Source organism: Massilia sp. MP_M2, assembly GCF_039123635.1.
Lineage (GTDB): Bacteria > Pseudomonadota > Gammaproteobacteria > Burkholderiales > Burkholderiaceae_D > Telluria.
In genome coordinates, this window is sequence record NZ_JBCHJF010000001.1 from 543,233 (window position 1) to 566,292 (window position 23,060).

The following is a 23,060-nucleotide window of genomic DNA, read 5'->3' on the forward strand; positions in this document are numbered from 1 at the left end:
GACAATATTGGTCTGGCGGAAATAACCATTCTAACCAATCCCACTGCACTTCACCGGAGAATCGCCATGTCGATTAATTTCAAGGAAGCGTTGGGCGTGCATGCCGACGCACTCCAGTTGCGCGCCCAACGCACCCGCGTCCTGGCCGCCAACATCGCCAACGAAAGCACGCCGGGCTACACCGCTCGCGACATCGATTTCGCCAGTGCATTGCAAGACCAGCTCGATACCGACGATGGTATGCCGACCCTGTCGGCCGATGGCCCGCTGTACCGCGTCCCGTACCAGGCCAGTGCCGACGGCAACACCGTCGAAATCGGTGTCGAGCAGGCGGCGTTTTCACAGAACGCGTCCGACTTCCAGACCAGCCTTACCTTCATCAACATGAAGCTGCGCGGTCTGAACAAAGTCATCACGGGTCAATAAAGACCAATCAGGAGCATCCCATGGGATTCAAGGATATTTCACAGATCGCAGGCTCGGCCATGGCGGCCCAGACCGTGCGCATGAACACGATCGCCAGCAACCTGGCCAACGCGAATGCGGTCGCGGGCACCGAGGCCGATGCTTACCGCGCGCGCAAGCCCGTGTTTGCCGCGATGGTGGGCGACGCCGGCACCGCCAGCGTGCAGGTGCTCGACGTGGTCGAGTCGAGTGCGCCGCTGCGCCGCATGCATGAACCGGACAATCCGCTGGCCGATGCCGACGGCATGGTGTTTTATGCCAACGTCAATGAAGTGGCGGAAATGGCCGACATGATGGCCGCCTCGCGCGCCTTCGAAACCAATGTCGAGGTCATGGGCCGCATCAAGTCGATGCAGCAGTCGCTGATCCGCATGGGAGAGAGCTGATCATGGTCACCACCACCTCGAATGCATTCGGCCTGAATGGCAACACCGGCGGCAGCACGGGCAGCAATGCCGTCGCCCCGGCCGCCAGCCCGGTCAGCGCCAACAAGGACATGTTCACCAAGCTGCTGGTTGCGCAGATCCGCAACCAGGATCCGCTGGCGCCATCCGATCCGGCCACGTTCGTCAACCAGCTCTCGCAGCTGTCGCAGACCGAAGCGCTGGAAAACATGACCCAGACCACCGCCGCCAGCGCCACCATGCTGCAAAGCCTGCAGGTGCTGGCGATGGGCGGCCAGGTCGGCAACCAGGTCTCGGTCGAGACGAGCCGCGTGCAACTGGGCGAGACGGCGCTGCAGGGCAGCGTCCAGCTGGGCGGGGCCAGCAGCCTGACCCACCTGGTGCTCACCGGCGCCACCGGCACGCAGACCCGGATCGAGTTGCCACCGCATGCCGCGGGGGCACAATCTTTCACGATCGACCCGGCCAAGCTTGGCCTGCCAGCGGGCAAATACAGCATCGCCGCCGAAGCGGCCGACGGCACCAAACCGGCCGTGGAAATCGACGGGCGCCTGAACAGCGTGCGCCTGTCTTCCACTGGCGGCATCGTCATGCAGGTGGCCGGCATCGGCGACGTCGAGCCGGGCTGGATCACGGGTTTCAACGGCAAGACCACCGGCGCCGATGCGCCCGTCACATTCAATTAGAAGGATATGCCATGAGCTTCAATATCGCCCTGTCGGGCATTCAGGCCATCAACGAACAGCTCACGACGCTGTCGAACAATATTGCCAACGCCGGCACCTACGGCTTCAAGAGCAGCCGCGCCAACTTCGGCTCGGTCTATGCCGGCGACCAGGCCAACGGCGTGCAAGTACAGTCGCTGACCCAGAACATCAGCCAGAACGGCAGCCTGTCGAGCACGGGGCGCGGCATGGACGCGGCGATCCAGGGGCGCGGCTTCTTCACCAGCCGCGATGCCCAGGGCGTCGTGTCGTACTCGCGCGTGGGCATCTTCTCGACGGACGCCGAAGGCTTGCTGGTCGATTCGACCGGCAAGAAAGTCCAGGGTTACGGCCCGACCGTGGGCGGCGTTCTCGGGACGATGGGCGACATCGCCATCCCGACCGGGCAGATCCCGGCCGTGGCCACCACCAAGGTCAGTTACGCCGGCAATATGTCGGGCGACTGGAAGACCCCGACAGCCGCCTTCAATGCGACCGACGGCACGACCTACAATATGGTCAAGCAATCGGTGGTCTACGATTCGCTCGGCACCCAGCACACCGTGTCGCAATACTTCGTCAAGACCGATGCCGACACCGTGACCGTGCACTACAGCCTCGATGGCGCTGCGCCGACCGGCGCCGGCTTTGCCATGAACTTCGGCACCAATGGCCAGATCCTGCCGGGGACGACGACCGGCACGACCCTGACCATCGCCGGCGCAGCCGCGGGCGCAGCGGACATGTCGTTCAACTTCGACTACACCGGCACGTCCAAGTTCGCCGGCGAAGCAACCAACACCACCAACCGCGCCAATGGCTATGCCTCGGGCACGTTCGTGGGCGTCGAGCTGGCTGAAAACGGTTCGATCGTGGCCAAGTACAGCAACGAGCAGCAGCAGGTCGTGGGTACGATCGCCATTGCCACCTTCGCTGACGAAGGCAGCCTGGTCTCGCTCAGCGACACCGCCTGGATCGCGAATGCCAATTCGGGCGCGCCGCTGTATACGACGCCGGGCGTGGGCCTGGGCGGCAAGCTGTCCAAGGGCGTGCTGGAAGGCTCGAACGTCGACATCACGTCGGAACTGGTCGGCCTGATGACGTCGCAGCGCAATTATCAGGCGAACTCGAAGGTGATCACCGCCGAGAACCAGATGATGCAATCGCTGATGCAGGCCCTGTAAGCAACACGCCATGGATAAGCTCATCTTTACCGCCGTCAGCGGCGCCGAACGCACGCTGCGCGCGCAGCAGGTGCGGGCCAACAACCTGGCCAATGCCGACACACCGGGCTTTCGCGCCAATATCGAGCTGGCGTCGGTGCAGTCGCTGGGTGGCTACGGCTACGACAGCGTCCACCAGTCACGTTCGGAAGCCGACACGATTTCCACCCGCACCGGCACCGTGCGCGAGACTGGCCGCCCGCTCGACGTGGCCGTCGCCGGCAACGGCTACCTGGCGGTCGAATGGGATGGCGGCGAAGCCTATACCCGCAGCGGTGCCATCGACATCGACGCCAATGGCGCGCTGTCGGTCGCCGGACGCCCCCTGCTGGGCGAAGGCGGCGCGATCGTGCTGCCGCCCCACTCGGCGGTCGATATCGCCAACGACGGCACGATTTCGGTCATGCCGGAAGGCGGCACCGTCACCCAGGTCGTCGACCGGCTGCGCCTGGTCAGCGCCGAAGGGGCCGAACTGACCAAGAACACAGCGGGCCTGATCGTGTCCCGTGGCGGCGAGCCGCTCGCGGCCGACCAGAACATCAACGTGCGCAGTCGCGTGCTCGAAGGCAGCAATGTCTCGGCGGTCGAAGAAATGGTCGCAGTGATGGCCCTGAACCGCAGCTTCGAGATGCAGATGAAGATGTTCAAGGCCAGCGACAGCATGAACGAATCGGGCAACCGACTGCTCGGCGCCTAGCGCCGGCACAACCTCACAGGGAGCAACCATGAATCCAGCAATGTGGATCAGCAAGACCGGCGTACAGGCACAGGATGCCAAGCTGCAGGCCATCGCCAACAACCTGGCCAACGTCAACACCGTCGGCTTCAAGCGTGATCGCGTCGTGTTCGAAGACCTGTTCTACCAGGTCGATGCGCAGCCGGGCGCCCAGAATGCCGACAACACCGTCAGCAATGGCGTGCAACTCGGTAACGGCGTGCGCGTGGTCGGCACCCAGAAGGCCTTCACCAACGGCAGCCTGCAGCAAACCAGCCAGCCGCTCGACGTCGCCATCTCGGGCGCCGGTTTCCTGCAGGTGCGCCGCCCGAACGGCGAACCGGCCTATACCCGCGCCGGCCAGTTGCAGGTCGACGCCAACGGCACGCTGACCAATGCCCAGGGCTTGCCGATCGTGCCGCAGATCACGATTCCGCAGAACGCCGCCGGCGTGACCATTGGCGAGAACGGCGTCGTCTCGGTGACGATCGCGGGCCAGCCGGCGCCGCAGGAAATCGGCCAGCTGAACCTGACCGCCTTCATCAATCCGACAGGCTTGCTGGCACTGGGCGACAACCTGTTCCAGGAAACCGCCGCCAGCGGCGCAGCCAACGAAGGCCGTCCGGGCGATGCCGCATTCGGCAAGCTCAAGCAAGGCTCGCTGGAAGGCTCGAACGTGCAGGTCGTCGAAGAGATGGTCGACATGATCGCGGCCCAGCGTACCTACGAAATGAACACGAAGGTGTTGTCGGCAGCCGACAATATGCTGCAGACCCTGGCCGCGGCGGCACGCTGATGCATACCGTTGCCACCCCGCTTGCCCGCGCGCTTGCCGCCGCACTGTGCGGGCTGGTCCTGGCTGGCTGTTCGTCGCCGATGCCGGTCTCCCTGGCCGACGACGACGCCCTGCCGCTGCAGCGCCCGGTGCGCGCCGGCCTGTCGGGCGGCGTGTTCACGGCCGACACGGTCTCGCTCACGTCCGACAGCCGCGCCTACCGCGTGGGCGACGCCGTCACCGTGATCCTGCAAGAGACCACGCAGGCCAGCAAGCGCGCCGGCACCAGCATCTCGAAAGGCTCGTCGATTGGCATCTCGCCGCTGGCCGCCCTCGGCAAGGTCTACGGCAAAACCGGGATCGACATTTCGGCCGACCGCGATTTCGAGGGCGACGCCACCAGCACCCAGCAGAACGCGCTGTCCGGCGCCTTGACCGTGATCGTGCAGGAAGTGCTGCCCAATGGCCTGCTGCGCGTGGCCGGCGAAAAGAACCTGATGCTGAACCAGGGCGAAGAATTCGTGCGCCTCAAAGGCTTTGTCCGCGCCGCCGACATCGATACCGACAACCGCGTCTCGTCGCTGCGCGTGGCCAATGCCCGTATTGCCTATTCCGCCCGCGGCGCGCTGGCCGAGGCCAACACGCCGGGCTGGCTGACGCGCTTTTTCAACAGCCCCCTGATGCCGTTCTGAGGATCTCCATGATTTCGCGCCGCTTTGCGCCATTGCTGTTTGCCGCGTTCTGCGCGAGCGCCCTGCTGTCCTTTCACCCCGCACACGCCGCCCAGGCCTTGCGCAACCTCGTGAGCGTCGAAGGCGTGCGCGAGAACCCGCTGGTCGGCTATGGCCTCGTGGTGGGCCTGAACGGCAGCGGCGACTCGACCCAGGTGAAATACTCGAGCCAGTCGGTCGTCAACATGCTCAAGCAGTTCGGCGTACGCCTGCCCGAAGGCGAAGACGCCAAGAACAAGAACGTCGCCGCGGTGATGGTCTCGGCCACCTTCCCGCCCGGCTACCGGCGCGGCCAGACGATCGACATCACCGTCTCGTCGCTGGGCGACTCGAAAAGCCTGCGCGGCGGCACGCTGCTGCTGACACAACTGCGCGCGGCCGACAACGAAGTCTACGCACTGGCGCAAGGCAATGTCGTGGTGGGGGGCCTGAACGCCACGGGCCGCAGTGGCTCGTCGGTCACCGTGAATACCCCGACCGCCGGCCGCGTGCCCAACGGCGCCCAGATCGAGCGCGAAATCGCTACCGACTTCGCCACCCGGCCGCAAATCACGCTACGCCTGCGCCAGCCGCATTTCGAGACGGCGACCAATGTCGTCAATGCGATCAACAAGCGCTACGGCCCGCTGGCCACCACGCAGGATGGCACCAGCGTCGACGTCATCGCGCCGAGCAATCCGACCGAACGCGTGGCGTTCATGGCGCGCCTGACGGCGCTGACCGTCGAATCGGGTGTCGAGGTGCCGCGCGTCGTGTTCAATTCGCGCACCGGCACCGTCGTCATCGCCGATGGCCTGCGGGTCAAGGCCGCCGCCGTCACGCACGGTTCGCTGAAGGTGATCATTTCGGAGAGTTCGCGCGTCAGCCAGCCCGGCCCGCTCAGCAATGGCCAAACTGCCGTGACGCCCGAATCGAAGCTCTCGGTCGACCAGGGCTCGGGGCAGATGTTCCGCTGGCCGCCAGGCGCGCGCCTGCAAACGATCATCGACACCGTGAATAGCCTGGGCGCCTCGCCCGACGACATCATGGCGATCCTGCAGGCCCTCGACCAGGCCGGCGCGATCGAAGGCGAACTGGTGGTGATCTGATGCGCATCGACGAACTTCGCAACACAGCGTTGCCCGGCAACACCGAGAATGTGGTCGCCCCTGCTGCCGAACCATTGGCCGATCCGGCCTACGTCGCCAAGGCCACCCGCGCCGCGGTGGAATTCGAGCGCTTCTTCATCGGCCACATGCTGCGCACGATGCGCGCCTCGACCCGCGAAATGGCGAGCGAGGACAGCGTGTTCAACAATCGCGTCAACCAGGACATGCAGGACATGGCCGACGATCTGCTGGCAGGCAATATGGCCGGCCAGCGCGCGTTCGGCATCGCCGACGCGATCCTGCGCCAACTGGTGCCGGGCGCCAATGGCGGCAAGACCTGACTACCGGCACCGCACTGGCAGCGCCAATGTGCGGTAAAGCTTAACAAGCGGCAAAAATTGGTCGCCTTATCAGGTTAACCCTGTCCCGAAAAGAGCCTCACCCATGACGATCATCAACAATGCCCTGTCCGGCGCACTCGCCGCCCAGATCGCGCTGTCGGCCAGCAGCCAGAACATCGCGAATCTGCAAACCAAGGGCTACACCCGGCAATCGGCGCTGTTTACGTCGGTGGGCCCGGATGCCAGCGGGCGCTCGGCCGGCAATGGCGTCCAGGTGAGTTCGCTCATGCGCTTTTCGGACAACTACAAGAGCCAGGCCATGTGGCGCGCGGCGTCGGAGCAAGGCGCCTACGCGCAGTCGCAGCCCTACCTGACCCAGCTCGAAAGCGTCATGGGCGACGCCTCGGCCAGCCTGTCGGCGGGCATCGACGATTTCTTCAAGGCGATCAATGCCGTTGCCGGCGACCCCGGCTCGACCCCGCTGCGCCAGCAGGTGCTCACGTCCGCCAGTCTGATGGGCGAGCGCATCAACGGCATGAACAATGTCTTCAATGCGCAGCTCACTTCGGTGCGCCAGCAGCGCAGTGCGCTGGTCGACTCGGCCAACAGCGACATCAGCACGATCGCGAGCCTGAATCGGCAGATCATGGAAACCCAGGCTGGCGGTGTCTCGGCGTCAAGCCTCATCGATGCGCGCGACAACGCCATCGACGCGCTGGCGTCGAAGATGGCGCTGGAAGTGTCGAGCAACGCGGATGGCAGCCGCGATGTCTCGCTCAAGAGCGGTCAGGCACTGGTGATCGGCAGCATGCATGGCACGCTCCAGGCAGCCGCGACGGCCGATGCGCCGCAGGCGTTTTCGATCACGTTTGCCAATGCCACCTTCACGCTCGACGCCACGAAAATGGGCGGCCAGATCGGTGGCCTGAGCCAGTACGAAATCACGACCCTCAAGCCGCTGCAGGACGATATCGACACGCTGGGCCGTACCATTGCCGAGCGCGTCAATGCACAACTGGCGCTCGGTTTCAGCACGCCGGCCAGCGGGCCCGCCGTGGCCGGCACACCGCTGTTCGTCTACACCCCGGGCAGCGGTGCGAATGCGCTCAAAATCGTCCCCGGCTTCAAGGCCGAAGACCTGGCCTTCTCGGGCGACGGCTTGCCGGGCGACACCGGCAATCTGCAAAAACTCGCCGCGTTAAAGAGCCAGCCGGTCACGTTGCCCGGCATCGGAACCGTCCTGCTGAGCGACGCCGATACCCAGTTGCTGGGCAAACTCGCGATCGACAGCAAACTCAACAAAGCATCCCTCAAGACCACCGATACCGTGCGCACGCAATCGATCGACGACTGGCAATCGACCAGCGGCGTGAACGAAGACGAAGAGGCGGTCAAGCTGGTGGAACTGCAGCGGATGTACGAAGCGAACATGCGGGTGATCTCGATTGCCAACGCGATGTTCGACGCCACGCTCGCGATGATGGGCTAAAGGAATAATCATGCGTATCGCCACTTCCCAGTACCAATCGACGATGAACGCCTCGCTCCAGGTCAACCAGGAGCGGGTCAGCCAGATCATGCAGCAGATCGCCAGCAACAAGCGCATCCTGCTGCCGTCCGACGACCCGGTCGACAGCGTGCGCCTGTCGCGCCTGGAGCGCGAGGAATCGTCGGTCCAGCAATACCGCGACAATATCGGCGCGCTCCAGCTGCGCCTGTCCAAGTCGGAAGGTTACCTGAGCAATATGGTGGGCGAGATGACCGAGGGCCGCGACCTGATGGTCTGGGCCTCAGACGGCAGCAATGCGCCGGCCGACCTGAAAGCGATGCTCGCGCCGCTGCAGGCGCTGCGTGACAGCCTGTTCTTTACCGCCAACACAGTCGACCACGAAGGCAACCACCTGTTCTCGGGCACACTGACCCGGACCGCGCCACTGGCCTTCGATAAGGACGCCGCCGCGGGCGCGCGCTACACCTTTGCGGGCAACAGCAGCAGCCAGAACGTCACGGTCGGCAATGGTTTGACACAGCCTGCCAACGAAGACCTGGCCGGCCTGGAATCGCTGCTGAACCAGCTCGACGAAAGCATCCGCGTGCTGTCGGCACCGGGCGCGAACGCCAACGATCCCGCCGTGCGCGCGGTACTGGCGGCCAACCTGGACGGCTTCGACAAGACCCAGGAGCTGATCTCGAGCAAGGTTGCCACGTTGGGCGGACGCCAGAACGTCATCCGCACGCTCGACGACAACCACGCCAACATCAGCCTGTCGAACAAGATGGCCATCACCGACATCGGCCAGCTCGACGTCGGCGTCGCCGCGACAGAACTCAGCGGCTACTCATCGGCCCTGCAGGCGACCTACAAGGCGTATGCCAAGATTGGTAACCTGTCGCTCTTTGATGCGCTCTGATGGCCATGGACGCCCTGACCCGCACCATCACCCCGCCGGCCGTACCGGGTAGCAATACGCCGGGCGGCGTCGTGCGCGCCGGCACCGGGGCGACCCGGGCGCTTGCCGCGCAGCCGTCCGCGACCGCACCCGCGACGGGCAGCGCGACTGCGGCCGCCGCGCGCGCGCCGCGCCGCAGCGCCGTACACGGCCCCGACCTGCAGATCGACGTCGCGCAAGCGCAGCAGGCACTCGACTACCTGGCGCGCATCGCCACCCAGCTCGAAGCGCTCAAGGCTGACCTGAGCACGCGCCTGGCCGGGCGCGGCGCCGCCTCGCGCCAGCTCGAAGCGCGCGCGCGCCAGCTGGGCGAGACGCTCGACGCACGCCGCAGCGAAGGCGGCGCCGGGCTGGATGCCGAGCTGGGCTTCGACGGCGACCGCGTCGCGCAGCAGCGCTTTCTCATTGATGGTCTGGACATTGCCAGTCTGCAGGCCGCCGGCCGCCAAACGCTGGGCTTTTCGGTCGGCAGCGTCGGCGGCCCGCAACTCGCGGCCACATTCGAGCCCGGCATGACCGGGGAAGAGATTGCCCGGCGCCTGGACCGCGCGCTGGCGCCGGTCGGGCTTCGCGCCGGACTGGACACGGAGCGTGCGCTCGTCTTTACCACGCCCGAGGCCGCATTCGACGGCGTCAAGGACGCCATCGCCGTCACGGGCCGTGGCCGCGTCGACACGGTCGCGCTGCCGGCAACGCTGGCACCGCAGGAATGGCAACTGGGTAATCCTGACGCCCTGCGCCAGGGCCTGCGCGAGGTCGTACAAGCGCTGGCGCGCGTGCGCCGCTCGCAGGACGCCGCCACGCTCGCCTTGAGCCTGGCCACGGCGCGCACGGCGCAACCGGAACTGCCGCAAGCCGAACTGGCGCTGCTGGCTGCCGATTTCTCGGGCACGGCCACCAGCCACGATTACCAGTCGCTGCTGGCCATCACGTCGGCCCTGGTCGGCGTGAGCCGGGAACGGGTACAGGCGCTGCTCGGCTTGCGCTGATGCGCCGGTTTGACGCAGGCAAAGGCCGGCGTTGCACCAGGGTGCCGGCCGCTGGAACGCGCCCGAATTAGTTCCATAGAACAATTGCCGTGGTTGCGATCAGTGTCACCAACAGACAACGTTGACTGAACCTTCCACAATATTGTCTGCGTAATAATTTTTTCTTCGATTTGCCGATGTCAATCGTGCAAGCTCAAAGGCACGCTATGATCGATTTTCATCGACATGATCGGCGCCTATGAACTCATCAAACACCAGCTTGAGCGCACCACTGACGAGCGGCGTGGCGCTCATCACCTGCAACGGTCTGGCCTACCTGCCGCAGCAACTGCGCAGCATCCTTGCGCAAACGCGCCCGGTCGTCCATATCGTCGTGTCCGACGACTGCTCAACCGATGGCACCTGGGCCTACCTGGAAGCCTGGGCGCGCGAGGTGCCAGTGCGGGTCACCTTGATACGCAACGATCCTCCGCTGGGTGTGAGCGCGAACTTCGAGCAGGCCATGCGCCTGGTGGAGGCCGATATCGTGTTCTCGGCCGACCAGGACGATGTCTGGATGCCCGACAAGGTCGCGCTGCTGGCGGCCGTGTTCGAGGCCGACGACAGCGTACAGCTGGCCCACACCGATGCGGTCCTGACCGATGCAAACGGCCATGATCTTGGCGCGACGCTGTTCGAAGAGCTTCAGATTTCGAGGGCGGAGCGGCGCGACATACGCGGCGGCAACGCGTTTCGCGTGTATTGTCGCCGCAACGTGGTCACGGGCGCGGCAGCCGCATTCCGGCGCCGCCTGATTGGGCTCGTCCAACCCCTGCCCCCGAAAACGATGTTCTACCACGACGGCTGGCTCGCGCTGATGGCGGCCGCATCAGGCCGCATCGTCATGCTCGACACGCCCACTATCCAGTACCGGCAGCATGGTGCCAATCTGGTCGGCGTCAAGCGGCTGGGGCGGCTCACCAAGCTGCGCCATCTGTGGTGGGCCATCGGCAGCCCAAGTCCACTCAAAGCGACCACCGACAGCCTGCTGTCGGCGCGCGCCACGCTCCATGCGCACATGGCCGGCCGCGCTGGCCTTGCCCCATCGCATATCGCCATGGCGCAGGAGTCAGTGGACTTCGTCCGCTGGCGCGGTCGGTTGCCGGGCAGCCCGATAGTGCGCTGCGCCAGGGTGGCCGGCGCCCTGCTGGCAGGCCGCTACCATACCTTCGCGCACGAGCCATGGGTGGATGCGCTGCGCGACAGCCTGAATCGCTGACGAGGCTGCCCGATACAATGAACCCGACATAAAAAAACCCGCTGCAGGCAGCGGGTTTTTTAACACTCGAAGGAATTAACCTTCGCGGTTGGCCTTCTTGCGCTCGTGCTCTTTCAGATAGCGCTTGCGCAGACGAATGCTCTTCGGGGTGATCTCGACCAGTTCGTCGTCCTCGATGAATTCGACCGCGTATTCCAGCGACATCTGAATTGGTGGCACCAGGCGCACCGCTTCGTCGGTACCCGACGAGCGCACGTTGGTCAGCTGCTTGCCCTTGATCGGGTTCACGACCAGGTCGTTGTCGCGCGAGTGGATGCCGATGACCATGCCTTCGTACACCGGATCGTTGTGCGACACGAACATGCGGCCGCGGTCCTGCAGTTTCCAGATGGCGTAGGCAACGGCAGCGCCGTCATCCTGCGAAATCAGCACGCCGTTGCGACGGCCGGCCATTTCGCCCTTGCTGTTGTCGACAGGTGCGTACTCGTGGAACACGTGGCTCATCAGGCCGGTGCCGCGGGTCAGGGTCATGAATTCGCCCTGGAAGCCGATCAGGCCACGCGCCGGGATCAGGTACTCGAGACGCACGCGACCCTTGCCATCCGATTCCATGTTCTGCAGGTCGCCACGACGGCGGCCCAGTTCTTCCATCACGCCACCCTGGTTGGCTTCTTCGACGTCGACCGACAGGCTCTCGAACGGCTCATGGCGCACGCCATCGACCATCTTGAACACGACGCGTGGACGCGACACGGCCAGCTCGAAGCCTTCACGACGCATGTTTTCCAGCAGAATCGTCAGGTGCAGTTCGCCGCGGCCCGAGACTTCGAAGATCGTGTCGTCGTCGGTTGGCGCAACGCGCAGTGCAACGTTGGCTTTCAGTTCGCGGTCGAGGCGCTCGCGCAGCTGACGGCTGGTGACGAACTTGCCTTCGCGGCCGGCCAGTGGCGAGTTGTTGACCATGAAGTTCATGGTCAGCGTTGGCTCGTCGACGGTCAGCATTTCGAGTGCGTCCGGGGTGTCCGGTGCGCAGACGGTCGAACCGATGCCGATTTCTTCGATACCGTTGATCAGGACGATGTCGCCGGCGACGGCTTCATCGACCAGCACGCGCTCGAGGCCCTTGAAGTTCAGGACCTGGTTGATGCGGCCCTTGATCGGGGTCGAACCAGGACCGTTCATGACGATGACGTCCTGGCCAGCCTTGATGCGGCCGCGCGAGATACGGCCAATGCCGATCTTGCCGACGTACGACGAGTAGTCGAGCGAGGTCACTTGCATCTGCAGCGGACCGTCCGGATTGTCGTCACGGACTGGCACGTGCTGCAGGATCGCTTCGAACAGCGGCTTCATGTCGCCTTCGCGGACATCTTCGGTCAGACCGGCATAACCGTTCAGGCCCGATGCGTAGACGATCGGGAAGTCCAGCTGCTCGTCGGTAGCGCCGAGCTTGTCGAACAGTTCGAACGTCTGGTTGATGGCCCATTCGGCTCGCGCGCCTGGACGGTCGACCTTGTTGACGACGACGATCGGCTTCAGACCCAGGGCCAGTGCCTTGCGGGTCACGAAGCGGGTCTGTGGCATCGGGCCTTCTTGTGCATCGACCAGCAGCAGCACGGAGTCAACCATCGACAGCACGCGCTCGACTTCACCGCCGAAGTCGGCGTGGCCTGGGGTGTCGACGATGTTGATGTGGGTACCTTCGTACTCGACAGCGCAGTTCTTCGACAGAATGGTGATGCCGCGTTCTTTTTCGAGGTCGTTCGAGTCCATCACGCGGGTTTCCACCTGCTGATTTTCACGGAACGTACCGGATTGACGCAACAGCATGTCCACCAGGGTGGTTTTGCCGTGGTCAACGTGGGCGATGATTGCGATATTACGAATCGCGCGTTTGGTGTTTGACATGGTCTCTGAGAAGTTGCGTTGTACGGAAGTGTACGATCTGCCGAGTATCTGCTGCGCTGTGCCGCGATGCTGCTGCGGTACTGCGACGATGTTGCCGCGATGGTGCCGCGAAGTTGCCGCGCACTTGCTGATTTCGGAAACCGACTAGTATAGCAGGTAAAGTCCCGCTCTAACCGGGGTGGCTGGAAATAGCCAGGTATTTCAAGAGCTTGCCCGGTCAAGGGGCAGACGGGGCGCTGCCTGCAAGGGTAGCGCCCCAATATGACTGCCCCGTGACATCACCCCTGGGGCGCCGTCGAGATCAGGCGCTCGGGCGCCAGAATCGCGTACTCACCGAGAATGCCGGTGCCCAAGAGGCTGCCATCGTGATAGATGCGCACCCTGCCCTGCTGCTCGGGCACGATGATCTCTTCCTTGCCGAGCGCCAGGCGCTGGCCTTGCAGGAAGCGGCGCGCAAGCTCGGGCGTGAGTTCGAGCGCCGGGAAACTCGACAGCAAGGCGTCGACCGGCTGCAGCAGCGACAACGGGTCGGGGTGCGCCAGCAGATCGTCGAGCGTGATCATGCCGTCGATCGTCAACGGCCCGACTTCGGTGCGGCGCAGCGCGTTCAGGTGCGCGCCGCAACCGAGCGCAGCGCCGATGTCTTCGCCCAGCACGCGCACATACGTGCCCTTGCTGCAGGTGACGGCGATCTTCAGAAATGGCGCGTCGTAGGCGACGAGCGTGAGTGCATGGATCGTCACCGGCCGCGCTTCGCGCTCGAGCACGATGCCTTCGCGCGCGTATTCGTACAGCGCCTTGCCGTCGCGCTTGAGCGCCGAATACATCGGCGGCGTTTGCAGGATCGGACCGCGGTAGCGGGCCAGCGCGGCTTCGATCTGGTCAAGCGTCACGTCCACCGGCTTGGTATCGACGGTTTCGCCTTCAGTGTCGCCCGTGGTCGTCGTGATGCCCAGGTGGACCGTGGCCAGATAGGTCTTGTCGGACTCCAGCAAATCCTGCGAAAACTTGGTCGCTTCGCCAAAGCACAGCGGCAAGAGGCCGGTGGCGAACGGGTCGAGCGTGCCGGTGTGACCGGCCTTCTTCGCGTTGAGCACGCGCTTGGCCTTGATCAGCGCATCGTTCGACGAGAAGCCGACCGGCTTGTCGAGCAACAGCACGCCATTGACGAGGTCACGCGGCTTTTTGGCGGGACGACCGTTCACGCTTTGTTCGCCTTGTCGGCGTCGGCGCCAGCATCGCTGTCCTGCTCCTGATCCAGGTCGACGTTCAGCTCGGGCACAGGATTCGATTCCGGGTCATCCTTCGAACGGGTCGCATTGGCCTGGTCGATCAGGGCCGACATCTGCAGGCCGCGCACGGTCGACGTGTCATGCACGAAGTGCAGCGCCGGCAGCGTGTGGATGTGCAGGCGCTTGCCCAGCATATTGCGCAGGTAGCCGGACGCCTTGTTCAGGCCTTCCTGCGTCTGACGCACTTCTTCCACGCCATCCTTGAGCAGGGTGAAATACACCTTGGCGTGGGCATAGTCGGGGGTCAGTTGCACTTCGCTGATCGTGACCATGCCGACGCGAGGGTCCTTCAGTTCGAAGGCGATGAGTTCCGACAGATCCTTCTGGATCTGGTCGGCCACGCGCAGGCCGCGCTTGGGAATGCTTTTGCTGTGTTTAGCCATGATGTTGCTGCATCTTTTTCTGGAAAATCAGAGAGCCAAATAAAAGGGCCAGGCCCTTCGCGACGTTGCCGCGAAGCGTCCTGGCCCCCATGTTACGCCAACGTGTCGCTTACAGCGTACGTGCCACTTCGGTGACTTCGAACACTTCCAGGACGTCGCCGACCTGGATTTCGTTCTGGCCCTTGAGCGACAGGCCGCACTCGAGACCGGCGCGCACTTCTTTTGCGTCGTCCTTGAAGCGCTTGAGCGAATCGATCTCGCCAGTCCACAGCACAATGTTGTTGCGCAGCAGACGGACCGACGACGAACGCTTGACGACACCATCGGTGACCAGGCAACCGGCAATCGCGCCGACTTTCGAGACCAGGATGACCTGACGAATCTCGACCTGACCGGTGATGGTCTCGCGCTTTTCTGGCGCCAGCATGCCCGACAGTGCGGTACGGACTTCGTCGATTGCATCGTAAATGATGCTGTAGTAACGAATGTCCACGCCGTTCGACTCGGCCAGCTTGCGCGCCTGGGCGTCGGCACGGGCGTTAAAGCCAATGATGACTGCCTTCGACGCGGTTGCCAGGTTGACGTCCGACTCGGTGATGCCGCCGACCGCTGCGTGCACGATCTGGACCCGCACTTCCGAGGTCGACAGCTTCTGCAGCGAACCGACCAGTGCCTCTTGCGAACCCTGCACATCGGTCTTGACGATGAGCGGCAGGTTCTTGACTTCGCCTTCGGCCATTTGCTCGAACATGTTCTCGAGCTTTGCGGCTTGCTGCTTGGCCAGCTTGACGTCACGGAACTTACCTTGACGGAACAGGGCAATTTCACGCGCCTTGCGCTCGTCGGCCATGACCATGACTTCTTCGCCGGCGGTCGGCACTTCGGTCAGGCCCTGGATCTCGACCGGAATCGATGGCCCAGCAGCGGTGATCGTCTTGCCGTTTTCGTCCAGCATGGCACGAACACGACCGAACGACGAACCAGCCAGCACGACGTCGCCGCGCTTCAAGGTACCCGACTGCACCAGAATCGTTGCCACCGGACCACGACCCTTGTCCAGACGGGCTTCGACCACCAGGCCACGGGCCGGCGCTTCGGTCGGTGCTTTCAGTTCCAGCACTTCGGCCTGCAGCAGCACCTGCTCGAGCAGATCGTCGATACCGGTGCCGATTTTTGCCGACACTGGCACGAATGGCGATTCGCCACCGTATTCTTCAGGCACGACGCCTTCAGCGACCAGCTCTTGCGTGACGCGGTCGGTGTTGGCACCCGGCTTGTCGATCTTGTTGATCGCCACGACCAGCGGCACACCAGCGGCTTTTGCGTGAGCAATTGCCTCTTTGGTTTGCGGCATCACGCCATCGTCCGCCGCCACCACCAGGATGACGATGTCGGTGGCCTTGGCACCACGGGCACGCATGGCGGTGAACGCCTCGTGACCCGGGGTGTCAAGGAAGGTGATCATGCCGCGCGGGGTATCCACGTGGTATGCACCGATGTGCTGGGTAATACCACCGGCTTCGCCCGAGGCGACTTTGGCGCGACGGATGTAATCCAGCAGCGACGTCTTGCCATGGTCGACGTGACCCATGACGGTAACGACCGGGGCGCGCGAGGTCGATTCGAACTCGGCGTGCTCGCCGTTATCGGCCAGCAGCGCTTCAGGATCATCCTCGGCGGCAGCGAAGGCCTTGTGGCCCATCTCTTCCACCAGGATCATCGCGGTCTCTTGATCGAGCACCTGGTTCATCGTGCACATCTGGCCCAGCTTCATCAGTTGCTTGATGACTTCGGACGCCTTGATGGCCATCTTGTGTGCCAGTTCGGCCACGGTGATGGTCTCTGGCACGTGCACATCGCGCACGATCGCTTCGGTTGGTGCCTGGAAGTTGGTTTCGCGGTCATCATGACCACGACGACCACCACGGCCGCCACCAGAACGCCAGCCATCACGGCCACCGGTGCTGCTGCCTGCGCCGCCGCGCGTTTTCACGCTCGGGCCGCCACGCTTCTTGGCATCGTCCGACCAGGTGGACGACACATTGGCCGACTTGATCGATTTCTTGTCGCCTGGCTTCTTGGCGTCGTCTTTCTTGGCTTCGCCCGGCTTCTTGTCGGCAGGCTTGTGCAGCGTACCGGCAGGCGCCGCTGGTGCGACGACCGGCTTTGGTGCTGGCTCCGGTGCCTTGATGACGCGACGCGGCTGACTCATCATCAGCTTGATCTGGGCGACTTCATCCGCCACGGCCTTGCGTGCACGCTCGGTAGCGGCAACGCGTTCGGCCGCTTCCTTGCTTGCCGCTTCATTGCGGGCCTTGACTTCTTCAGCGGCGCGCTTGGCCGACTCGTCGGCAGCACCGACGGCGGCTTCTTTCGCGCCGGCAGCAGCTTCCTTGGCAGCACCTGCGGCCACGGCAGCAGCAGCCGATTTCTCGGCGGCGTCACGCTTGGCCTGCTCGGCCGCATCACGCTTGGCCTGCTCTTGCGCCGCATGGGCTTGCGCCTTTTCTTCGGCTTCGAGTTTGATCAGGCGCTCTTGCTTCTCGCGCAGATCAGCCTCTTGGCGGGCAATCGCTTCGTTCTGGCGCGCTGCTTCCTCTTCGCGACGTGCTTGTTCAGCAACGTCGACGACTGGCTCTTCAGGCGCTTTGGTCGTGACCGGGTCGTCGCGCTGCACGAAGGTGCGCTTCTTGCGGACTTCAACCTGGATGGTGCGCGATTTGCCCGACGAATCAGCTTGCTTGATTTCGCTGGTTTCCTTGCGCGTTACCGTGATCTTTTTCTTTTCACCGGTGTCGCTCGCGCCGTGGGTACGACGCAGATGGTTCAGCAGCTTGTCCTTATCATCTTTCGACAACGGATCTGACGTCGAACTTTTTTCGACGCCGGCCGAGCGCAGCTGCGTCAGCAGCAGGTCTGCAGGCATCTTCAGCTCGGTGGCAAATTGGGCTACGTTGTTACTCGCCATTCAGTCCTCTTTTCTATGTGTCGCGACAGATGATAAAGATTTGCTCAAGCTTTGGCCGTTTCAGCCAGGCTCCAGGCTTTCGCCTGCAGTGCTTTCGCCCGGTCGTCGTACTTGCCATCGACCAGCTTCATCTCGTCGTCGGTCACATCATTAAATTCACTCTTGATCAGGTCGCGGGCACGTTCCGACGGCAGCGCCAGGATGGCGCCAAACTCGTCATAGGCCAGTGCCGCGAATGCGTCGACCGTCTTGATACCAGCCAGGCCAAGCTTGCCGGCAACGGTACGGTCCATGCCTTCCAGATTGACCAGAGCTTCTTCCATGCCTTCGAGGCCTTCTTCAGAAGCAATCGCCTCGGTCACCAGCGCATCACGTGCACGGGTACGGAGTTCGTTGACAGTGTCTTCGTCGAACGATTCAATTTCCAGCATCTCGGAAATTGGCACATACGCGATTTCTTCCAGGCTCGAGAAGCCTTCTTCCACCAGGATGTCGGCCACTTCCTGGTCGACGTCCAGTTTTTGCATGAACAGCGCGCGGATGGCCGCCGATTCTTGCTCCACCTTGTTGGCCGATTCCTCGGCCGTCATGATGTTGATCTTCCAGCCGGTCAGCTCGGACGCCAGGCGCACGTTCTGGCCCGAACGGCCGATTGCGATGGCCAGGTTTTCTTCGTCCACGACGACATCCATCGCGTGCTTTTCTTCGTCGACCACGATCGACGAGACATTTGCCGGCGCCAGGGCGCCGATCACGAACTGCGCCGGATCATCAGACCACAGGACGATGTCGACGCGCTCACCACCCAGTTCACCGGTCACGGCCTGGACGCGCGAACCGCGCATCCCGACGCAGGTGCCGATCGGGTCGATGCGCTTGTCGGCCGTGAACACAGCGATCTTGGCGCGCACGCCGGCATCGCGGGCAGCGGACTTGATCTGCAGCAGGCCCTGCTCGATCTCGGGTACTTCGAGTTCAAACAGCTTCATGATGAAATCAGGCGCGGTGCGCGACAGGATCACCTGCGGGCCACGCATATTGCGGTCCACACGCAGGATGAAAGCGCGCACACGGTCGCCGATACGCAGGTTCTCTTTCGGGATCATCTGGTCGCGCGGGAGGCGCGCTTCGATCTTGCCCGATTCGACGATCGCGTCGCCGCGCTCCATGCGCTTGATGGTGCCGGTGACGAGCGAATCGCCACGTTCCAGGAAATCTTGCAGGATCTGCTCGCGTTCGGCATCGCGCACGCGCTGCAGCACGACCTGCTTGGTGTCCTGGGCAAAGCGACGACCAAAGTCGACCGACTCGATCGGCTCTTCGATGTATTCATCGACTTCGATGTCCGAGATCTGCTCTTTGGCTTCGAAGTGCAGGATCTCTTGATCAGGCAGCTGCAGGCCGGCTTCGTCGGGAACGACGTGCCAGCGGCGGAAAGTCTCGAATTCGCCGGTGTCGCGGTCGATCGACACGCGAATGTCGACTTCGCCTTCATAACGCTTCTTCGTGGCCTGTGCCAGCGCGAACTCGAGCGCTCCGAAAACGACTTCTTTGTCGACGTTCTTTTCGCGCGCCAGCGCATCCACCAGTAACAAAATTTCGCGACTCATGCTTTGCGACTCCTAAAATCCACCTGCGGCACTAAACGTGCCTTATCCAATTCGGCCAGCGTAAATTCCATCAACGCCGGACCATCTTTACTGTCAAATTCCAAGCCAACCTTGTCGTTCTCGACGCCGCGCAGGATACCGGTGAACGTCTTGCGGTTATCACTGCCCGGCACCGCGACGCGCAGCTTGACCGTGCACTCAAGGCCGGCAAAGCGCGCAAAATCGGCGAGGGATCGTACCGGGCGATCGAGGCCCGGCGACGAAATTTCGAGTCGTTCGTAATCGACGTTTTCCACGGTGAAGACGTGCGACAGCTGGTGACTCACCTTGGCGCAATCCTCGACCGTGATCGGGCCCTTTTCGTCCGCATCAGCAGCCGGAAAATCGATATACACACGCAGGATCCCGCGGTCGCCTCGTTCCACATCGACGAGTTCATAACCGAGTCCACTGACTGTCGTGGCGATTAAATCAAACTGCTGCACGGCACTTCTCCAGGGCTTCTAAAACGATTTACCAAAAAAAAAATGGGCATCTGCCCATCTTTTTGTACTTACAATCCAACCAAAATATGACGCTTACACCGGATGCACGCTAAACAACACGTCGGGAAGGTCTTCGATTAGGCTGCAAATTATACTGCTTTTCGGCTTGCCTCGCAATCAGCTCGCGATCCGCACGCCAAAATGGGCAGCTATACAACAGTTGGCAGACTGCCATCGGCAGCCTGCACCCGATGGCGCTTAGCCGCGACGACCGCGACGGGGCGCCGCATGCTCGGCGCCGCCGCGCGGACCCTGGCCGCCACCACCACCGCTACGGCGTGCGCCGCCACCGGTGTTGGCAAAACCGAACGTGGTCTGCAATGGATCGGGCTGGCGTGGGCGGCTGCTGGCGCCAGCGCCACCCGTCTTGCCACCCTGCGCACCGCCGAAACCGGCGCCGCGACCCTTGCCACCACCCTGGCCACCCGGACGACCACCGACTGGCTTGTTGCCAGGCACCGGGCCATTCAGGATGCCTTGGCCGCGGGTGCTGCCCACGCGCGTTGCTTGCGGACCGAACGGATCGACATTGCGGTTGGCATCGGCGCGGTCGATGCGGTTGCCATCGCTGCGGTCGTTGTTACGCTCATCGTCGCCGCCGGCGCTGCGCACGTTGCCGCGCTCAGGGCCGCGGCTGTTGCCACGCTCGTTACCACGCTCATTGCCACGTTCACTGCCACGCTCGCTGTCGCGCGCACCGTTCGGACGCGGACCCTTGCCCGGCTTGCCGCCCGACTTGGCGTTTTTCTCCGGGGCCGCTTTTTTCTCGACACCGAAAGCGGTCATCAGCGAACGGACATCGTTTTCTTCGAACTCTTCCCAGCGACCACGCTTGAGGCCACTTGGCAGGGTCATCGCACCATAGCGGGTACGGATCAGGCGCGAAACGGTCAGGCCGACCGCCTCGAACATGCGGCGCACTTCGCGGTTACGGCCTTCGCCGATGACGACGCGGTACCAGCGGTTGATGCCTTCGCCGCCGCCGTTCTGGATTTTGGAGAATGCCGCCTTGCCGTCGTCGAGGTCGACGCCGGCCAGCAGCTTCTGGCGCATGCCTTCTTCGAGCTCGCCCAGAGTGCGCACCGCGTATTCACGGTCGATATTGTAGCGCGGGTGCATCAGGCGGTTGGCCAGGTCACCCGAGGTCGTAAACAACAGCAAGCCCTCGGTGTTGAAGTCAAGGCGGCCAACGGCCAGCCACTTGCCCGCTTTCATCGACGGCAGGCGATCGAACACCGATGGACGGCCTTCCGGATCGTCATGGCTGACGATTTCGCCGGCCGGCTTGTGGTACACCAGCACGCGCGGCGGCTTGCTGCTCACGCGGCGCTGGATCAGCTTGCCGTTGATGCGCACGGCATCGGTCGGCAGGATGCGCTGGCCGATGTGGGCCGGCTCGCCATTGACCGAGACGCGGCCGGCAACGATCAGGTCTTCCATGTCACGGCGCGAACCCAGGCCCGCTTCGGCCAGCACCTTGTGCAGCTTCGGCGCGTCGTCGTCGGCGGTCAGGTCGCGGCGCACGGCCTTGACCGGGGCATTGCGGCGGGCGCCGTCGTTGGCGTCGAAGTCGTCCGAGGTGACGAACGAGAACACGTTGTCGGCCTCGTCCAGTGGCTGCGGCTTGCCGCCAGGCTTACCCGGCTTGCCGTTGCGGCCGATCTGCTTGACCGGCTGGCCCTGACGACCGGCGCCCTGCACCGGACGGTTACTCTGCTGGTTGCGCATGCCCGGCTTTTGCTGGCCACGGCCGCGGCCTTGCGGCGCGCCGTCGGCGCTGGTGCCAGCGGCGTCGACAGCATCAGCAGCAGGCGTGTCGCCCGCTGGCGCCGCGTCTTCAGCGACCACGGCGGGCGCCGCCAGCTGCTCGAGTGCTTCGCGTTCGGCGCGCTTTTCGCGCATCTGACGCGGACCGCGCGGCTTTGGTGCAGGTGCCGGTGCAGCGTCGACGCCATCGGCGGCCGGCGCTGCGGCCAGCTCTTCCTTGGCGGCCTGGACTTCTTTGGCGGCCTTCATGGCGCGTGGTTTACGCACTTTCGCGGCTGGCGCGTCGGCAGCCGGCTCCGCGACAACCGCAGCCGGCGCGTCGGCGCCCGCTTCCGCGGCGACAGCGACCTTGCGGGTGCGCTTCGCCTTGGCCGGCGTTTCCGCAGCGGGCGCGGCGGACACGGCACCAGTGGACTCGGCAGCAGCCGACTCGGCAGCAATCATGGCCTTGGTGCGGCGCTTCGGCTTGGCGGCGGCATCGGCTGCGTCGACAGGCTTGTTTTCGGTTGGTTCAGTTGGGTTCATTATTCGTATCTTTATTGTGCTGACCCGCCTCGGCAATTCCGTCGTCTGTCAGGTCTGGTATCGACACTTCAATCGGTGAAGTGTCCGGTTGTGGGACGGGCGCGCCGGCGTCCGCCTTCTCAAAATTGTCGTTCAGTGCTGCTTCCAGTGCTTCCAGACTGCGTGCATCCGGCCCCTCGGCCAGCGCCTGCAGTGGCGGCAGCTGCGACAGCGACGCCAGGCCCAGGTCATCCAGGAACTGGCGCGTCGTGCCCAGCAGCGCCGGGCGCCCTACGACCTCGCGGTGGCCGAGGACATCGATCCAGCCGCGGTCTTCGAGCATCTTGATCGTCTGCGAATTGACCGCGACGCCGCGAATTTCCTCGATGTCGCCCCGCGTGACCGGCTGGCGGTAGGCAATGATGGCCAGCGTTTCCAGCGTCGCCCGCGAATACTTCGGCGGCTTCTCGGGTGCAAGCCGGTCGAGATACGGCTTCATCTCGGGACGGCTCTGGAAACGCCAGCCCGATGCCAGACTGACGATCTCGATGCCGCGGCCGTCCCAGTCGCGGCGGAGCTCTTCCAACAAAATCTTGATCGTATCGGCGCCAACGCCTGCGCCATGGCTGCGACCGCCCCCATCGACGTCGGCGAACAGCTTTTTCATGCCGTGGATCGACATCGGCTCGCGGGCGCACAGCAAGGCGGTTTCGAGGACGCGCTTGGCCTCGTCAGTATTCATAGTGCGATGTCGTCAATCCACAAACAATAGCGGTAGCAGAAACAGAATTCGCGCAACAGAACCAGGGCAAGCACGGCCATGGTCGGGCAATCACGCAGTGCGCGATGCCGGTACGTGCGCGGCGACGCTGCTGCTTGCGATCTGCTGCCTGATACTGGAATCCGTGGGTCCGGGGCTGATGCGCCGGACAGTCTATTG

The 23,060-nt window shown here is 63.8% G+C and carries 21 protein-coding genes; 13 read left to right on the plus strand and 8 right to left on the minus strand.

Features of this window, described 5'->3' with window-relative positions:
- Positions 1-66 precede the first annotated feature (66 nt).
- From flgB to RCH14_RS02605, 13 genes are all read left to right on the plus strand, one after another.
- Positions 67-426, plus strand: coding sequence for a flagellar basal body rod protein FlgB (flgB, locus tag RCH14_RS02545; protein ID WP_343024585.1), 360 nt, complete (start codon positions 67-69; stop codon positions 424-426).
- A gap of 20 nt (positions 427-446) precedes the next feature.
- Positions 447-851, plus strand: coding sequence for a flagellar basal body rod protein FlgC (gene flgC, locus RCH14_RS02550; protein WP_258836342.1), 405 nt, complete (start codon positions 447-449; stop codon positions 849-851).
- 2 nt (positions 852-853) lie between these two features.
- The gene (locus RCH14_RS02555) at positions 854-1,555 is read left to right on the plus strand and encodes a flagellar hook capping FlgD N-terminal domain-containing protein (RefSeq protein WP_343024586.1); all 702 of its coding nucleotides are present in this window, start codon (positions 854-856) and stop codon (positions 1,553-1,555) included.
- Positions 1,556-1,566: 11 nt separating this feature from the next.
- A complete protein-coding gene (locus tag RCH14_RS02560) occupies positions 1,567-2,757 on the plus strand; it encodes a flagellar hook-basal body complex protein (RefSeq protein WP_343024587.1) in 1,191 nt (396 codons plus the stop codon).
- A 10-nt stretch (positions 2,758-2,767) separates the two neighbouring features.
- Positions 2,768-3,493 carry a flagellar basal body rod protein FlgF gene (locus RCH14_RS02565; RefSeq protein WP_343024588.1) on the plus strand — a complete coding sequence of 242 codons (726 nt, stop codon included), beginning with the start codon at positions 2,768-2,770 and terminating at the stop codon, positions 3,491-3,493.
- Positions 3,494-3,521: 28 nt separating this feature from the next.
- The gene (flgG, locus tag RCH14_RS02570; protein ID WP_183549500.1) at positions 3,522-4,307 is read left to right on the plus strand and encodes a flagellar basal-body rod protein FlgG; all 786 of its coding nucleotides are present in this window, start codon (positions 3,522-3,524) and stop codon (positions 4,305-4,307) included.
- The gene (flgH, locus tag RCH14_RS02575; protein WP_343024589.1) at positions 4,307-4,978 is read left to right on the plus strand and encodes a flagellar basal body L-ring protein FlgH; all 672 of its coding nucleotides are present in this window, start codon (positions 4,307-4,309) and stop codon (positions 4,976-4,978) included. The genes flgG and flgH overlap by 1 nt, the downstream gene beginning before the upstream one ends.
- 8 nt (positions 4,979-4,986) lie before the next feature.
- Positions 4,987-6,105 (plus strand): flagellar basal body P-ring protein FlgI, encoded by a 1,119-nt coding sequence (locus RCH14_RS02580; RefSeq protein WP_343024590.1) that lies wholly within the window; start codon positions 4,987-4,989, stop codon positions 6,103-6,105.
- Entirely contained in the window at positions 6,105-6,446 is a 342-nt protein-coding gene (locus RCH14_RS02585; protein ID WP_343024591.1) for a rod-binding protein, read from the plus strand. The genes RCH14_RS02580 and RCH14_RS02585 overlap by 1 nt, the downstream gene beginning before the upstream one ends.
- A 103-nt stretch (positions 6,447-6,549) precedes the next feature.
- A complete protein-coding gene (flgK, locus tag RCH14_RS02590) occupies positions 6,550-7,935 on the plus strand; it encodes a flagellar hook-associated protein FlgK (protein WP_343024592.1) in 1,386 nt (461 codons plus the stop codon).
- Positions 7,936-7,945: 10 nt separating this feature from the next.
- Positions 7,946-8,857, plus strand: coding sequence for a flagellar hook-associated protein FlgL (gene flgL, locus RCH14_RS02595; RefSeq protein ID WP_343024593.1), 912 nt, complete (start codon positions 7,946-7,948; stop codon positions 8,855-8,857).
- On the plus strand, positions 8,857-9,885 hold the full coding sequence (locus RCH14_RS02600; protein ID WP_343024594.1) for a hypothetical protein: 1,029 nt from the start codon (positions 8,857-8,859) through the stop codon (positions 9,883-9,885). Before flgL ends, RCH14_RS02600 begins: the two co-directional genes overlap by 1 nt.
- Positions 9,886-10,123: 238 nt before the next feature.
- Positions 10,124-11,143, plus strand: a complete 1,020-nt coding sequence (locus RCH14_RS02605; protein WP_343024595.1) for a glycosyltransferase family 2 protein — start codon at positions 10,124-10,126, stop codon at positions 11,141-11,143.
- A gap of 75 nt (positions 11,144-11,218) precedes the next feature.
- Here the strand turns inward: RCH14_RS02605 and typA are convergent, their stop codons facing one another.
- The 8 genes from typA to scpB form a co-directional block, all read right to left on the minus strand.
- Complete coding sequence (gene typA / locus RCH14_RS02610) at positions 11,219-13,051, minus strand: translational GTPase TypA (RefSeq protein WP_343024596.1); 1,833 nt, start codon at positions 13,049-13,051, stop codon at positions 11,219-11,221.
- A 278-nt stretch (positions 13,052-13,329) separates the two neighbouring features.
- Positions 13,330-14,256: a tRNA pseudouridine(55) synthase TruB gene (gene truB, locus RCH14_RS02615; RefSeq protein ID WP_343024597.1), complete on the minus strand. Its 927-nt coding sequence runs from the start codon at positions 14,254-14,256 to the stop codon at positions 13,330-13,332.
- Positions 14,253-14,726: a 30S ribosome-binding factor RbfA gene (gene rbfA, locus RCH14_RS02620; protein WP_343024598.1), complete on the minus strand. Its 474-nt coding sequence runs from the start codon at positions 14,724-14,726 to the stop codon at positions 14,253-14,255. The genes truB and rbfA overlap by 4 nt, the downstream gene beginning before the upstream one ends.
- A gap of 109 nt (positions 14,727-14,835) precedes the next feature.
- Positions 14,836-17,694: a translation initiation factor IF-2 gene (gene infB, locus RCH14_RS02625; RefSeq protein WP_343024599.1), complete on the minus strand. Its 2,859-nt coding sequence runs from the start codon at positions 17,692-17,694 to the stop codon at positions 14,836-14,838.
- 44 nt (positions 17,695-17,738) lie between these two features.
- Positions 17,739-19,304, minus strand: coding sequence for a transcription termination factor NusA (gene nusA, locus RCH14_RS02630; protein ID WP_183549475.1), 1,566 nt, complete (start codon positions 19,302-19,304; stop codon positions 17,739-17,741).
- The gene (rimP, locus tag RCH14_RS02635) at positions 19,301-19,789 is read right to left on the minus strand and encodes a ribosome maturation factor RimP (RefSeq protein ID WP_343024600.1); all 489 of its coding nucleotides are present in this window, start codon (positions 19,787-19,789) and stop codon (positions 19,301-19,303) included. Before rimP ends, nusA begins: the two co-directional genes overlap by 4 nt.
- Positions 19,790-20,047: 258 nt before the next feature.
- The gene (gene rluB / locus RCH14_RS02640; protein ID WP_343024601.1) at positions 20,048-22,141 is read right to left on the minus strand and encodes a 23S rRNA pseudouridine(2605) synthase RluB; all 2,094 of its coding nucleotides are present in this window, start codon (positions 22,139-22,141) and stop codon (positions 20,048-20,050) included.
- Positions 22,128-22,862, minus strand: coding sequence for an SMC-Scp complex subunit ScpB (gene scpB, locus RCH14_RS02645; protein WP_343024602.1), 735 nt, complete (start codon positions 22,860-22,862; stop codon positions 22,128-22,130). Before scpB ends, rluB begins: the two co-directional genes overlap by 14 nt.
- Positions 22,863-23,060: the final 198 nt, after the last annotated feature.

Excerpts from the sequence above, each read along its gene's own strand:
- rluB (WP_343024601.1), bottom strand. The coding sequence starts at position 22,141 with ATGAACCCAACTGAACCAACCGAAAACAAGCCTGTCGACGCAGCCGAT.
- RCH14_RS02565 (WP_343024588.1), top strand. The coding sequence starts at position 2,768 with ATGGATAAGCTCATCTTTACCGCCGTCAGCGGCGCCGAACGCACGCTG.
- flgL (WP_343024593.1), top strand. The coding sequence starts at position 7,946 with ATGCGTATCGCCACTTCCCAGTACCAATCGACGATGAACGCCTCGCTC.
- RCH14_RS02560 (WP_343024587.1), top strand. The coding sequence starts at position 1,567 with ATGAGCTTCAATATCGCCCTGTCGGGCATTCAGGCCATCAACGAACAG.
- flgG (WP_183549500.1), top strand. The coding sequence starts at position 3,522 with ATGAATCCAGCAATGTGGATCAGCAAGACCGGCGTACAGGCACAGGAT.
- nusA (WP_183549475.1), bottom strand. The coding sequence starts at position 19,304 with ATGAGTCGCGAAATTTTGTTACTGGTGGATGCGCTGGCGCGCGAAAAG.
- RCH14_RS02585 (WP_343024591.1), top strand. The coding sequence starts at position 6,105 with ATGCGCATCGACGAACTTCGCAACACAGCGTTGCCCGGCAACACCGAG.
- flgK (WP_343024592.1), top strand. The coding sequence starts at position 6,550 with ATGACGATCATCAACAATGCCCTGTCCGGCGCACTCGCCGCCCAGATC.
- flgC (WP_258836342.1), top strand. The coding sequence starts at position 447 with ATGGGATTCAAGGATATTTCACAGATCGCAGGCTCGGCCATGGCGGCC.
- infB (WP_343024599.1), bottom strand. The coding sequence starts at position 17,694 with ATGGCGAGTAACAACGTAGCCCAATTTGCCACCGAGCTGAAGATGCCT.
- flgH (WP_343024589.1), top strand. The coding sequence starts at position 4,307 with ATGCATACCGTTGCCACCCCGCTTGCCCGCGCGCTTGCCGCCGCACTG.
- RCH14_RS02580 (WP_343024590.1), top strand. The coding sequence starts at position 4,987 with ATGATTTCGCGCCGCTTTGCGCCATTGCTGTTTGCCGCGTTCTGCGCG.
- scpB (WP_343024602.1), bottom strand. The coding sequence starts at position 22,862 with ATGAATACTGACGAGGCCAAGCGCGTCCTCGAAACCGCCTTGCTGTGC.
- flgB (WP_343024585.1), top strand. The coding sequence starts at position 67 with ATGTCGATTAATTTCAAGGAAGCGTTGGGCGTGCATGCCGACGCACTC.
- RCH14_RS02600 (WP_343024594.1), top strand. The coding sequence starts at position 8,857 with ATGGCCATGGACGCCCTGACCCGCACCATCACCCCGCCGGCCGTACCG.
- typA (WP_343024596.1), bottom strand. The coding sequence starts at position 13,051 with ATGTCAAACACCAAACGCGCGATTCGTAATATCGCAATCATCGCCCAC.
- RCH14_RS02555 (WP_343024586.1), top strand. The coding sequence starts at position 854 with ATGGTCACCACCACCTCGAATGCATTCGGCCTGAATGGCAACACCGGC.
- rbfA (WP_343024598.1), bottom strand. The coding sequence starts at position 14,726 with ATGGCTAAACACAGCAAAAGCATTCCCAAGCGCGGCCTGCGCGTGGCC.
- RCH14_RS02605 (WP_343024595.1), top strand. The coding sequence starts at position 10,124 with ATGAACTCATCAAACACCAGCTTGAGCGCACCACTGACGAGCGGCGTG.